14 protein-coding genes are annotated in these 13,084 nt (G+C 72.8%); 10 read left to right on the top strand and 4 right to left on the bottom strand.

Annotated elements, in window-relative coordinates:
- Positions 1-36: 36 nt before the first annotated feature.
- Positions 37-3,447: a S8 family serine peptidase gene (locus AB0B66_RS10935; RefSeq protein ID WP_360526415.1), complete on the bottom strand. Its 3,411-nt coding sequence runs from the start codon at positions 3,445-3,447 to the stop codon at positions 37-39.
- A 181-nt stretch (positions 3,448-3,628) separates the two neighbouring features.
- Positions 3,629-4,273 (bottom strand): hypothetical protein, encoded by a 645-nt coding sequence (locus AB0B66_RS10930; RefSeq protein ID WP_360526412.1) that lies wholly within the window; start codon positions 4,271-4,273, stop codon positions 3,629-3,631.
- A 167-nt stretch (positions 4,274-4,440) separates the two neighbouring features.
- Between AB0B66_RS10930 and AB0B66_RS10925 the strand changes: the two genes are divergently transcribed.
- Together AB0B66_RS10925 and AB0B66_RS10920 are read left to right on the top strand one after the other, a co-directional pair.
- Complete coding sequence (locus AB0B66_RS10925) at positions 4,441-4,767, top strand: hypothetical protein (protein WP_360526409.1); 327 nt, start codon at positions 4,441-4,443, stop codon at positions 4,765-4,767.
- 221 nt (positions 4,768-4,988) lie between these two features.
- On the top strand, positions 4,989-5,987 hold the full coding sequence (locus AB0B66_RS10920; RefSeq protein ID WP_360526406.1) for a nitroreductase family protein: 999 nt from the start codon (positions 4,989-4,991) through the stop codon (positions 5,985-5,987).
- Between the two features lie 28 nt (positions 5,988-6,015).
- On the opposite strand, the gene AB0B66_RS10915 is transcribed toward AB0B66_RS10920, so the two are convergent.
- Both AB0B66_RS10915 and AB0B66_RS10910 read right to left on the bottom strand, forming a co-directional pair.
- The gene (locus AB0B66_RS10915) at positions 6,016-6,273 is read right to left on the bottom strand and encodes a hypothetical protein (protein ID WP_360526403.1); all 258 of its coding nucleotides are present in this window, start codon (positions 6,271-6,273) and stop codon (positions 6,016-6,018) included.
- Between the two features lie 47 nt (positions 6,274-6,320).
- The gene (locus AB0B66_RS10910) at positions 6,321-7,064 is read right to left on the bottom strand and encodes a LysR substrate-binding domain-containing protein (RefSeq protein WP_360526400.1); all 744 of its coding nucleotides are present in this window, start codon (positions 7,062-7,064) and stop codon (positions 6,321-6,323) included.
- 155 nt (positions 7,065-7,219) lie between these two features.
- Between AB0B66_RS10910 and AB0B66_RS10905 the strand changes: the two genes are divergently transcribed.
- The 8 genes from AB0B66_RS10905 (at position 7,220) to AB0B66_RS10870 (ending at position 13,069) form a co-directional block, all read left to right on the top strand.
- A complete protein-coding gene (locus AB0B66_RS10905; RefSeq protein WP_360526397.1) occupies positions 7,220-7,681 on the top strand; it encodes a DUF5997 family protein in 462 nt (153 codons plus the stop codon).
- Between the two features lie 83 nt (positions 7,682-7,764).
- Complete coding sequence (locus tag AB0B66_RS10900; protein ID WP_360526394.1) at positions 7,765-8,667, top strand: RNA polymerase sigma-70 factor; 903 nt, start codon at positions 7,765-7,767, stop codon at positions 8,665-8,667.
- 89 nt (positions 8,668-8,756) lie between these two features.
- Complete coding sequence (locus AB0B66_RS10895; protein WP_360526391.1) at positions 8,757-9,512, top strand: SDR family oxidoreductase; 756 nt, start codon at positions 8,757-8,759, stop codon at positions 9,510-9,512.
- Between the two features lie 17 nt (positions 9,513-9,529).
- A complete protein-coding gene (locus tag AB0B66_RS10890; protein ID WP_360526388.1) occupies positions 9,530-9,772 on the top strand; it encodes a hypothetical protein in 243 nt (80 codons plus the stop codon).
- Positions 9,769-11,217: a peroxidase family protein gene (locus AB0B66_RS10885; RefSeq protein WP_360526385.1), complete on the top strand. Its 1,449-nt coding sequence runs from the start codon at positions 9,769-9,771 to the stop codon at positions 11,215-11,217. Before AB0B66_RS10890 ends, AB0B66_RS10885 begins: the two co-directional genes overlap by 4 nt.
- A 44-nt stretch (positions 11,218-11,261) precedes the next feature.
- A complete protein-coding gene (locus tag AB0B66_RS10880) occupies positions 11,262-11,693 on the top strand; it encodes a cupin domain-containing protein (protein ID WP_360526382.1) in 432 nt (143 codons plus the stop codon).
- Positions 11,674-12,600 (top strand): hypothetical protein, encoded by a 927-nt coding sequence (locus tag AB0B66_RS10875; RefSeq protein WP_360526379.1) that lies wholly within the window; start codon positions 11,674-11,676, stop codon positions 12,598-12,600. The genes AB0B66_RS10880 and AB0B66_RS10875 overlap by 20 nt, the downstream gene beginning before the upstream one ends.
- A 40-nt stretch (positions 12,601-12,640) precedes the next feature.
- On the top strand, positions 12,641-13,069 hold the full coding sequence (locus tag AB0B66_RS10870; protein WP_360526376.1) for a hypothetical protein: 429 nt from the start codon (positions 12,641-12,643) through the stop codon (positions 13,067-13,069).
- The last annotated feature ends 15 nt before the right edge of the window (positions 13,070-13,084 follow it).

The following is a 13,084-nucleotide window of genomic DNA, read 5'->3' as shown; positions in this document are numbered from 1 at the left end:
ATTCGCCCAGCCCGGCACGTGAACCGGAAACGTGCCTCAGCCGGCGCGATACGCCCGGATGATGGTCTGCTCCACCGCACTGCCCGCGGAGGCCTCGACCTTTACCCGCAACGACACCGCCTGTCCGGCCGACGGCGTCGGCAGCGTCGCGCCGAAGCCGTCACCGTGTGCCGTCACGGCCGCCGGCTGCCAGGTGGCGCCGTCGTCCAACGATGTCCACAACCGGAACGACGTGACGTCCTGCCGGGGCACGCCGTGCGCCTGGCGGACCTTGAACGCGGCGACACCGCCGGTGGGCCGGTTCGCGACGTCCAGCGGCAGCGCGTAGTCGACCGACAGCAGCGCCACCGGGGCGCTGCCGGTGCCCGCGGGCCCCGTCGACCGGAACGTCCACGCCGTGGTCACCCGGGTGGAGACCGGCAGCAGGGCGCTCGCGTCCAGGTCGTACGTGAGCCGGTAGGTGCCCGCGGCCGCCGGGACGGCGAAGTCGCCGAACGACTCCGGATGCTGCCCCAGCAGGACCCCGTTGCGGTGCAGGGTCAGCGTCCGGGTCGTCGCCGACCAGCCGTCACCCCAGCCGAGACAGTCGAAGCGCTGGTGCTCGTCGGTCAGGTCGACCAGTTCGACGTGCAGGTTGCCGCGCGTGCGCCGCACCGGCGCGGGCACGCAGCCACTCGACGACGGCACCGGATCGTCGTACCAGTCCGGCCGCAGCGGCTGGCGCACCCACACCTTCTGCTGCCGGCTGCCTGGCTCATACGTGCGCAGAGACTCCTGGGTCACCACGCCGTAGCCGACGTTGGCGTTGAAGAACGCCTCGTCCTTCCAGGCGAAGCCCGGGGTGACATAGTCGACGCGATCGCCCGACAGGCCGTCGGTGTCGGCCTCGGCGATGTACCCGCCGGACGGGCTGTACCCGTACCGCTTGTGCCCGGCGTAGGTGTCCGCGATGTCGAGCAGGTGGAAGCGCTGGTCGATGCGGGCGAGCCGGGACTGCTCGGCCGCGTCGACCCGGTAGGCGAGATCGTCCGGGATCCCGTTGCCCAGCGGCCGGATCAGGTCGTACAGGTACGGGCTCGGCCCGTCGCCGGGCGCCACCAGCGAGTAGGAGGCGTACGCGTCGAACGTGCCGATGCCCGGCCCGGCCGCCGGGGTCGCGAACACGCTGCCCTTCCGGGCGTCCTCACCCCACGCGAACGCGTAGTCGGACCAACCCGGCCCGTGCCGGGGCGTCTGCTCGTAGGTGAGCCCGACGGCGTTCGCGACGGTCTCGACGCCGTCCACGGTCGCCGTCACCGGCTTGGCTCGCGCCCCGTCGAGCACCAGGGCGGTGTCCGCGCCGACCGCCACATCGGGATCACCGGCCAGGCCCATCCGCCAGGCCGACTCGTGCATGTCCCAGATCGAGGCCAGCACGCTGTACCGGCCGGCGGGCACCCGCAGCGGCACGGTCTCGCCGAGCGGGACCTCCCAGCGCCGCGCGTACAGCGCCCGGTCGTCGAGGTTCACCACGACCGCCGAGACCCAGGCGTCCGCGCCCTCGGGGGTCTGCGGCAGGGCAGTGGAGGTCAGCGTCAGCTCGTGGGTGGGCGGTTCCACGTAGAAGGTCACCGGGGTGCTGGACACGAACCCTCCGCCGAACGTGTGCGCGGTGACCACGGCCGTGTACAGCCCCGGCGACGCCGCGAGCCGGGACCGGTCGATCCGCAGGCCGACCGATGCCTTCGCGCCCGGTGCGATGACCGCCGACGACGCAGACAGGGTCGCCGCGCGTCGCACGGTCGTGCCGTTCCGGTCGGCCACGGCCACGCTGAACCGCAACTTGGCGGGTTCCGTCGCGGTGTTCGACCACGACAGCTTCGTGCGCGCGATGCCCGACTGCGGATACGGGAACGTGCCGAGGTTGACGACCGGCTGCTCGACGACCGCGCCGCGCAGCGCGCGCACGACGTTCAGCCGGCCCGCGCCGACCGTGTACGGGTCGGCACCGGTCAGCGGCTCGCTCGCACCGACCAGCGCCGCCTTGTACTGCGCCGGTTTCCAGTCCGGATGCCGCTGCGCCAGGATCGCGGCCGCGCCCGCGACATGCGGGGCGGCCATCGAGGTCCCGGAGACCGCCGTGTAGCGGGCGTCGATCACCTCGCCGATCCCGGTGCCCGCCGCGCGAGCGGCGACGATGTCGACGCCCGGCGCGACCAGTTCGGGCTTGGCCGCCCACGTGTTGACCAGCGGGCCCCGGCCGGAGAAGTCCGCCGGCACGTCGGCGGCGTCCACCGCGCCGACGGTCAGCGCGGACGCCGCCGCGGCGGGCGACGACACGGTGCCGTCGGCCGGGCCGTCGTTGCCCGCGGCCACCACGAACAGCGCCCCGTGCTGCTCGGTCAGCGCGTCCACGGCCAGCGACAGCGGGTCGGTGCCGTCGCTCGGCTCCCAGCCGCCCAGGCTCATGTTGATCACGTCGGCGCGCGGGGCGGCCCACTCCATCCCGGCGATGATCTGCGAATCGGTGCCGTACCCGGAGTCGTCGAGCACCTTGCCGATCAGCAGCTCCGCCCCGGGGGCGACCCCGCGCCGCGCACCGCCGGAGGCCGCGCCCGTGCCCGCGATGGTGGCCGCGACATGGGTGCCGTGTCCGAAGCGGTCGACGCCGTCACCGTCCTGCGTGCTGAAGTCGGCCCACTGGGCTACGCGTCCCTTCAGGTCGGGATGGGTGAAGTCGACGCCCGTGTCGAGCACCGCGACCTTCGTGCCACGGCCGGTGAAGCCCGCCGCCCAGGCCTGCGGCGCCTGCACCTGGCGCAGGTTCGCGTCGAGGCCCGCGCCGCCCGCCTCCGCCGTCGTACGCACCCGGCGGTCCAGCCACACCCGGGTGCCGGAACCGGCGGCCGTACGGGCGGTGCCCAGCTGCGCGAGCGTGTTCGTGAAGTCGGCCGACTTCGCCTTGGGGTGCCGTCCCGCGACCGCCCCGATGCTGGCCAGCGTGCGCGTGTGGCCCAGACCGGCGGTCAGCGACTGCCTGGCCTGCGGCACGCCGCCCTGCCGCACGATCAGCGGGATGTCCTTGGCCCGCGCGTCGTCGTAGCCTTCGAGGATCAGGGTGGTCACGTCGAACAGCGCCTCGTCCAGCACCGTTCCGATCAGCGCCGCGGCCTGCCCCGGCACGACCCGGACGTGCCCGTCGGGGCCGCAGGTGCGCTGGAGCACGCCGCTCGGCTTCGCGGGCCGGACCGAGACCAGCGGGCAGCCCTGCTGCCGTGTCTGCACCGTCACCACGTCACCGGTCAGCAACGTCACCGTGTACTGCTTGCCGGCCGGCAGCGGGGTGGGAGCCGCGGTCGCGGCCACAGCGGGTTGCTCGGCGGCACCGGTGCCCGCGCCGCCGACCGAGGCGACGAGCACCGCGATCGGCAGCGCGAGCAGGAGATTTCGGGGTCTGATGTGGAACACACCGACTCCTTTCGGGATCGAGGCCGCCGTCGAGGGAGTGACCGGCGCACCTCTGTCCATAACGGAACCCGGGTGACGCATGGTTGTACGAGTCCGCAGAATTGCCGTGATCTGCTGCGAATCGGCTGGGCAGACGGCTGGGCGGCCCGCCGAGCCGGCGGGCCGCCCAGGTGTCGGTGTGTCAGGCGTCGATCCGCTCGCGGTTCGGGGCACCCTCGACCGGGGCGAAGGCCACGGTTCGGGGCGTCGTGAAGGCGTGGATGAAGCCGGCGATCGACAGCAGCGCCAGCACCAGGGCGGCGAGGTAGGCGACCAGCGCGGCCTGGCCCGCCTTGACGCCGAACTCGCTGAACCCGTAGGTGGTCAGCAGCAGGCCCCGCAGGGTCTCGCCCTTGAACACGGTCTCCCGCTGGGCGGTGACGTCGGCCAGCTGCTGCTGCAGCGCGGCGAGGTTCGGGTCGTTGTTCTTGGCCGCCTCGGCCACCTGCGTGCGCAGCTGCGCCTGCGGCACACCGAGGTCGGCGTAGGTCTTGCCGCCCGCGGTGTTCTTCAGGTGCAGGCCGATGAACTCGTTGGCGTACACCTCGGCCTGCTTGCCGGTGGTCATCTTCTGCCCGGCGTACTCGACCAGGCCCGGCTGCTCGCGCTCCTCCGGGGTGAGGGTGTCCAGGGTCTTGAACGTGATGTTCTGCTGGGTGAGCTGGTCGGCGACGTAGGTGTTGGCGAAGTTCGCGTTGGCCGACAGCACGAGGCCGGCGACGGTCAGCAGGATGGCGATGGCCACGCCGCCGAGGCTGAACATGAGGTCGAGGGTCCTGCGCTTCATCGTCGTCTCCTTGGACGTCGGGGGTCTGCACACAGAGTCCCGCCCGTCACACCTGTCACAGCAGAGTTCGACGGCCCCTTGTGACGGGACCAAAGACTCCCCGCCGACCGGACCGTGGACCCGCCTATCCTTTGCGGAGCTGCGCATGCGTCGAGAGGGGCCGGTAGTTGAGCGGGGAGCACCGGGTCGTGATCCGGGTCGCGGGAAACACCGGGGGTCCGGCGTTGTTCGCTCTGCGCGCCAAGGGCTACCGGGTCGAGCTGAGCTACCTGCAGGACAGGCCCGGCGAGTACACGGCCGAATACACCGCGCTGAAGGACGGCCGCCTGTTCAGCGCCGGAACCGGGGAGGAGCTGCTCGGGCTCGTCGCGATGTGGGAGACGCGCGGCGACGACTGGCGTACCGGCACCGACGAGGAGCGGTCATGGCACGACGCCCTCATGGAGGCGGCGACGGTCCATGACCGCGACGGAAACGTGGTCGACGACAGCTGATTCCCGCGTACCTCAGTTGACGGTGACGACCTGCTCGAACGGCAGGATGTCCGGATCTCGTGGTCGTCGAGCAGGAACACACGGATCACCCCCGCATTCTCCGCTCCGGCCGCCCCGCCCGGGTAGGGACCAAAGACCTGTCACCGGCCGGGACCCTCGCCCCGCCCGCCACGGGCCCGCCGGCACTGCCCGCCGCGCCGCGCCGGGCGGACAGTGAGGGCATGACAGCAGTCGAGACGAACCGCGAACAGGCGCTGCGCGACGCGGCCCGCACCGCGCTCGCCGCGCCGTCGGTCTTCAACACCCAGCCGTGGCGCTGGCACGCCGGCCCGGACGGGCTGCGCCTGTACGCCGACCGCCAGCGCCTTCTCCCGGTCGCCGACCCGGCCGGCCGGCTGCTGACCGTCAGCTGCGGGGCCGCGCTGCACCACGCCCGCACCGCCCTGGCCGCGGCCGGACACGACGCGCAGGTGCGGCAGCTACCCGACCCGGCCGACCCGGACCTGCTCGCCGAGCTGCGCATCGTCGGCCCGCATCGGCCGCAGCTGGCCGAGCTGCAGACCTATGCGGCGATCAAGCGTCGCCGCACGGACCGCCGGCCGTTCACGTCCGAGCCGGTGACCGAGGCCGCCTGCTGGGCGCTGATCCTCGCGGGCGAGCGGGAGCACGCCCACGTCCACCTGGTCGACATCGACCAGATCCCGGTGCTGGCCATGGCGGCCGTGCGGGCCGGCGCCCTGCAGCTGTCCGATGCCGACTACCGGGCCGAACTCGCCGACTGGACGCACCGTCCGCCGTGGAGCGGCGAGGGTGTGCCCACCGAGACCACGGTACGGGCGGTGCAGCGGCGGGTGCCGATCCGCGACTACGCGCCGTTCGGCGGCCAGACCATGCACCCCGGCCGCGACACCGACGCGGGAGCCCGCTACCTGATCGTCTTCACCGACGACGACACCCCGTCGGCGTGGCTGCGGGCCGGGCAGGCGCTGTCCGCGATGCTGCTCACCGCCGCAGTGCACGGCCTGGGCAGCGCGCCGATCAGCGACGTCACCGAGGTCGCCGACACCCGCGACGAGCTGCGCCGGCTGCTGCCGGGCCTCGGCGAGCCGCAGGTGTGCGTCCGGGTCGGCCACCCCCAGCCCGGCGGACCACCGCCAGTCATACGGCGGGCCGCCGAGGAGTCGATCAATCCCGTCACCTCGACCGGAGACAGCCGTTGACCGATGCCGTCGGTGAAGGCGCGGCCGTTCAGAACCCGGCGCTGCCACCGTCCGAGCCGTAGAAGGTCGCGTCGTCGAACTGCTTGCCCGAGCCCTTGCCGCGCTGGCCCGACCGGCCGAGGCGAGCGCTCTGCCGAGACGCGGCGCGCACGGCCCGCCGGGCCTGCTCCAACGGCGTGCGCGGCCGTCGTCGGCGCAAAATCATGATCACTGCCAGCAGTGCGATGCCGACCACGCACAGCGGCGCGGCGATCGCGAGCAGCAGAAAAAGAAGGTCCCCGTTCATGGCGACACCGTAGGAGGGTGCCGCAACGCGGCCTTGCGATCAGGTGTTCACCGGCCCCGCCGCTTTGGGGAGGTGCGAGGGCTGGGTCCGCCGCGCCGTGTGGGCGTCCGGCCTGACGGGGGAGTGGCGCGAGGCGCGGCCTTGGCCGCCGGGCGGGCGGGCGGTTCGGGCTGGGTGCGGCCGCGGGTGCTGTTCGCGGTCCGGCCCCGGACGATCCCGATCATCTCCTCGACCAGATCGGTGTACCGGTCGCGGGCCCACACGAGCCCGATCGACGACGTCGGGGCGTCGGTGACCACCCGGTAGGTGAGGTCGCGGCGGTGGTGGGCACGGGCCAGCGACTGCGGCACGACCAGCACGCCGACGCCGGCGGCCACGAGTTCGACCGCGTCGGCCGTGGTGTCCGGGCGGTGATCGAGGACCGCCGGGGCGCCTGGCACACCGGTCCAGTCGATCACATCGTCCAAGGGGCTCAGCAGCATCTCGTCGGCGAGGTCGGCGACCGTCAACTCGTCGGCGGCCGACAGCAGGTGATCGCGCTGCACCACGACGACCGTCACCTCGGTGTACAGCGGGATGGCGTGGAAGACGTCCTGGTCGACCGGCGTGCGGAGCAGGCCGGCGTCGGCCTCCACGGCCAGCAGCGCGGCGGCCTCGGCCGCCTCGGCGGGCTCCACCCGCAGCTCGACCTCCGGTCGGCGCTCGGACCAGACCCGGGCCCACTTGTCGACGGTGACACCGGGCACGGCCAGCAGGCGGAACACGGGACGGGCGTCCTCGGGGTCGGTCACGGTTACCTCCGAAGCGTCGACCGGCCAGGCACCGGCGTACGGGCAGCGCTGCGGCTGGCGCAACCTGGTCAGGGTACCGGGAGCCCGGTGTCCCCGGATCGGTGACGGCAGGCACCGCGGTCGGCGGCGACCTACCCGACCGTTAGGCTGAGGCGGTGACCAAGCCCAAGAAGCCCCAGGTGATGAAGGCCGCCACTGCGGCGCTGAAGCTGGACGTGTACCTGCCGGCCACGCCGAAGGAGTTCCAGGAGAGCTTGGTTTCGCGCGAGGAACTCGACGAGCTGCAGCGCAACCCTCCGCAGTGGCTGTCCGACCTGCGCCGCGACGGCCCGCACCCGCGCAACGTGGTCGCTGCTCGCCTGCGGGTGTCCAACAGCGGGCTGGCCCGCGCGGGCATCACCGAGGCGCTCACCACGGCGCAGATCGCGGAGCTGGTCGCGGACCCGCCGGAGTGGCTGATCGCCGAACGCGCCACGCACGCCGAGGTGCTGCGTGAGCAGAAGCGGCTCAAGGAACGGCAGGAGCAGGAGCCGGCGGCGAAGCCCGCGGCCCCGGCGAAGCGCCCCGAACGCCGCAAGAGCCCGGCGGCACGGGGCGGGCGCACCGCGCGGCGGTGACGATCGGCGGGTGACCGGCCGGCGGGCCGTCCACCAGCGGCGAAGCACGGACCCGGCCGGGAAAAGATCGTTAGCATGAATGGGTGCCGGCTCTGGGCGAACCGTCGGCGGCCGCTCTCGAAGAGGCTGCCTCGGTGTTCGCGAGCCTGCGCCCGCGCCTGTTCGGCATCGCCTACCGCATGCTCGGCAGCGCGGCCGAGGCCGAGGACATCGTGCAGGAGGCCTGGCTGCGCTGGCAGGCCTACGACCGTGACACGGTGCGGGATCCGGGTGCGTTCCTCGCCACGACGACGACCCGGCTGGCGATCAACGCCGCGCAGTCGGCCCGTGCCCGCCGGGAGACCTACATCGGGCCGTGGCTGCCCGAACCAGTCGATACCAGCGCAGATCCGGCTTTAGGGGCGGAACAGGGCGAAGCACTGGAAATGGCGATGCTGGTCCTGATGGAGAAGCTGACGCCGACCGAGCGGGCCGCGTACGTGCTGCGGGAGGCGTTCAGTTACCCGTACCGGCAGATCGCCGACATCGTCCAGGCGACCGAGGACAGCGCCCGCCAGTTGGTCAGCCGGGCCCGCAAGCGGGTCGCCGACTCCCCGCGCGAGTCCGTGCGCCCGGCCGAGCAGCGGCCGCTGCTGAGCGCGTTCCTGACGGCGGCCCGCACGGGCGACTTCGCCGCGCTGGAGGAGCTGCTCGCCTCCGACGTCGTCAGCTACTCCGACAGCGGCGGAGCGGTGCGCGCCGCCCGCATCCCCGTCGTCGGCAGGACCACGGTGGCGAAGTTCATCGTGGCGTTCGCCCCGCACTTCTGGACCGGGGCCGAGTTCACCTGGATCGAGGCCAACGGCGGGCCCGCGGTGCTGATCTCCCGGGACGGCGTCAGCGTCGCGCTCGCGGCGATCCATGCCACGCCGGAGGGTATCGACCAGGTCATGTGGGTGATGAACCCCGCCAAACTCGCCCGGATCTCCACCGCCAGACCCGCATGATCGTCTTGGGGCTGTCACAGGAGCTACAGCTGCCCTGTCTTAGCTGGTAGAGGGCGGCGACCGGCCGTCCCGGCGAACGGGAGGACGCTATGAAGATCGTGGTGATCGGCGGCACCGGCCTGATCGGCTCGAAGCTGGTGTCCAAGCTCGGCGAGCACGGCCACGAAGCGGTGGCCGCCTCCCCGAACACGGGCGTGAACACCCTCACCGGCGAGGGCCTGGCCGACGCCCTGACCGGCGCGGACGTGGTGATCGACGTGTCGAACTCGCCGTCGTTCGAAGACGCCGCGGTGATGGACTTCTTCACCACCTCCACCCGAAACCTGCTGGCCGCCGAGGCGGCGGCGGGCGTCGGGCACCACGTGGCCCTGTCGGTGGTCGGCACCGACCGGCTGCAGGCCAGCGGCTACTTCCGGGCCAAGAGCGCCCAGGAGGAGCTGATCGAGAACTCGCCGGTCCCGTACTCGATCGTGCACGCGACCCAGTTCTTCGAGTTCGTGAAGAGCATGGCCGACGCGGCCACCGACGGCGACACCGTGCACTTCGCCCCGGTGCTGTTCCAGCCCATCGCGAGCGACGAGGTGGCCCGGGCCGTCGGCCGGGTCGCGGTCGGCGCGCCGCTGAACGCGACGGTTGAGGTGGCCGGACCCGAACCGGTCCGCATGGACGAGTTCTTCCGCGACGCCCTGGCCGGCCGCAACGATCCGCGACAGGTCGTCACCGACCCGCACGCCGCCTACTTCGGCGCCGAACTGGGCGAGCGGACCCTGCTGCCCGGTGACGGCGCGGCCCTCGGCGAGATCCGCTACCGCGACTGGCCGGGCCGCGACGGCACCGCGAAATGAACCGTCCTGGAGGAACTATGAACACCCCGACCGGCGACAACGCCTTCCTGCACGACCTCGAGACCGAGGTCAGGGCCGAACTGGCCCAGGCCGCGGCGAGCCTGCCCGAGGAGCAGGCCGTCGAGGCGCCCATGGACGAGTGGATGCTCGATCCGGCGTACACCCAGAGCGAAGAGGTCGGCCTGCGCAACCTGCTCGGCGCGGTGGAGGCCGTGGAGGACACCTCCCGGCCCGACGACGGCAGGCGGAGGCGGGCATGACGGCGGGCCATCTGCTCAACCAGACCGGACCGGACCACGGCGAGGCATACGCTCGGCAGGTGAGCGGCGCTCCAGCACACGCGCACGGCAGCCGGGTGGCCGCGCGGGACCATTGCCTGAGCATGGCGCGCGCCGTCGACCGGCCCACCGGCGCGGCCCGCTACGGGCGCATGTTCCCCGGCCTGGCCCCGCTGGGCACCGACCCGCAGCTGCTGGTGCGCGCGGGCGTCGACGGCGGGGTCTGCGACGCCACGGCGGTCCTGGACCGGCTCAACCCCGGGCGCGACGACGCTACCGAGGCCGCCGGCTGGCCCTTCTTCGGCCAGCTCATCGCCCACGACATCACCGCCGACCGCTCGCCGATCATGGGCGGGGTCGACCCGGAGGCGCTGCGCAACGCCCGCGCCCCGAAACTCAACCTGGAGATGGTCTACTCCGACGGCCCGATCGGCTCGCCGTTCCTGTTCGACGTGCACGATCCGGCGAAGTTCCTGCTCGGGCCGGACGGCGGCGACGTGCCGCGCAACCAGCAGGGCGTGGCGCTGATCGGCGACCCCCGCAACGACTCGCACCTGTTCGCGCTGTCGCTGCACATGGCGCTGCTGCGAGCGCACAACCGCATCGTCGACCTGCTCCGCGAGAAGGGCGTGCCCGAGGCCGACGTGTTCGACAAGGCCCGGATCACCCTCACCTGGCACTACCAGTGGATCACGGTCCACGACTTCCTGCCGCGCCTGGTCGGGGCGGAGCTGGTCGAGCAGGTGCTGGCTGAGGGCGGCCAGTGGTTCGCGCCACCGGCGGGGCAGGCGTACATCCCGCTGGAGTTCGCCGACGCCGCGTTCCGCTACGGCCACGGCCAGATCCGGCACACCTACCGGCTCGTCGACGGCGGCCCCGCCGTGCCGCTCTTCCCGGACCTGGTCGGCTTCGGCCCGGTGCCCGCCGACCGCAGACTCGACCTCGCCCAGATCTTCGACCTGCCCGGCCACCCGCCCGCGCAGCGGGCCAAACGCCTCGACGGGCGCCTCGCCGCCAGCCTCATCGGCCTGCCCGAGCAGGTCACCGGGGCCGTCGACACGGAGGCGTACCGCTCGCTGGCCGTCCGGGACCTGCTGCGCGGCGACACGACCGCGCTGCCCAGCGGCGAAGCCGTCGCCGGGCTGCTCGGGGCGGACCCGCTGACCGCTGACGAGCTGGAGCAGAGCTGGCCGCAGGGCACCCCGCTGTGGTTCTACATCCTCAAGGAGGCCGAACACCGCGGCGGCGGCGACCGGCTCGGCCCGGTCGGCGGCCGCATCGTCGCGGAGGTCCTCATCGGCCTGCAGCGTGCCGACGCCCTGAGCTACCTGAGCCTGGAACCGGACTGGCAGCCGGTCCTGCCGTCCGCCGGTGCGGGCTTCGGCATGGCCGACCTGCTCACCCTCGGCCTCGCCGGCCGGGCGTGACCACGGCGACATCGGCCACCCATCTCATCACGGAGGAATCTCTCATGGCAGGCAGCAACCCGGCCGGCGGGCAGCCGAGGTCGACCGCGTGGCAGACGGCGCTCACCATGCTGCAGGAGGCGCAGCCGCCGTTCATCCCGGCGGGAGCCCACGCGATGACCGTGGTCATCGAGTATCCGCCCGGCGACCCCGGCACGCCGCCGCACCGGCACTCGGGCCCGGCCTTCGGGTACGTGCTGGAAGGCGAGATGCTGTTCGAACTGGAGGGCGAGCCCGAGCGGGTCGTCCGCGCGGGCGAGGTGTTCTGGGAGCCCGGCGGTGACGTCATCCACTACCAGGACGGCAACAACCGCGACGACGCACGCGTGCGCTTTCTCGTCACCATGCTGTGCGAACCCGGCAAGCCGATGCTCGTCCTGGTGGACGACGAGGAACTCGCCCAACGCAAGGACAGGCGTGCGCCTCGGCCGACGTGAGCCGCGAGCACGCGCCACGCGGCCGGGCGGTGGCGGCGAGCGGTCGCCGAACCCCGCGGCAGACTGGGCTGCCGCCCAGGTCGCGGAGGTACGCGACGACCCGCTGCGCCGCATCGCGCTGCTGGCCCGCACCTACCACGGTCCGCAGGGCCGGGCCCCGCAGCACCTGCCGTTCCGGCGGGCCGCGATGTCGTTCATGCGCTGGCAGGCCCGCCGCGGCGTGCTCAACTCCCTCACCGCGCAGCCGCCGGGCAGTCGCTGGTGGCGAGCCGTCAACGACCGGCTGCTGCGCGACGGCTGCGAAGCAATGGCCCGCTCGGGCGGCTTGCCGGGCGACCCGTCGTCACCAGCGGTCGCGCTGTGGACCGCCTTCATCCACCACCCGACGGCACGCAACTGGTACCGGGCCCACAACGCCAGCATCTGCGCCGGCTATCTGGACAACCGGGAGCTCGCCGAACGCGAGTCGATGCCCGAACGCTTCTTCCTCAACGTCGCCCTGCTCCGGGTCCTGTACACGCACGCGCTGGTCGCCGCGCCGAAGCTGGCCCTGGGCAGGCTCGCCGTGCTGGGCCGGCTGCTCGGGGACCCGCGACTGGGCATGGCCGGGGTGTTCCTGTCGCTCGGCAGGGTCCTGCCCGACCGCTACCCGCCGGCCGAGGAGCTGCGCGCCTACCTCGCCCACGAGCACCGTTTGGGCCGGATGCTCGACTACGGCGTGATCCAGCCGCGCCTGCAGCTGCTGTACGAATGGTCGGCGTGCGAACTCGGCCTCCCCGGACTGCGCGACCTCGTACGCGACGGCAACCCCACCTACGCCTGGTCCTACGAGGACCGCGACGTCTGGACACCGCCCGCCGGACCGCTGCCGCGCCTCCTGGGACGGATCACAGCGGCCCGGCCGTGAAGGCGACCGTATGCTGTCGCCCTCACGGAGGGCGGCGACGATGGCGTACGAGCAGAGCGCGACCTCGACGATCAAGTGCCCGCAATGCGCGGGTGTGGCGACGTACGACGTGGTCGGCTGGCTGGACGGGGTGCGGATCCGCTGGGACGCCTCGGAGCGGTGCGCCGGCTGCGCGTACGCCGTGGAAATCCTGCTCGGCCCGACTGCCGACGGGAACGACCACGCTCTGCTGCGGGCGCAGGGCGGCTGGTTCGGATTGCAGGTTTCCGTCCCGGACGCCGACCGGGTTCGCCTCGTGAAGGAGCTGCGTGCGGCGCTGAACCTGCCGATGTCCGAGGCCGCCCGCATGCTGACCGTGCGGACGGGGCCGCTCGCCTGCGGGCTGGAGCTGGAGATGCGCAGGTTGGAGGCCATCGTGCGGCAGGCCGTCACCGACGCGCGGACCACCGTCGTGCGCGTCGGTGACTGAGCAGGTCCCGACCGG

Source organism: Catellatospora sp. NPDC049111, from assembly GCF_040648615.1.
Taxonomy (GTDB): domain Bacteria; phylum Actinomycetota; class Actinomycetes; order Mycobacteriales; family Micromonosporaceae; genus Catellatospora; species Catellatospora aurea.
Note: the sequence above shows the minus strand (reverse complement) of the source record. Positions and strands in the feature narration are given on the sequence as shown.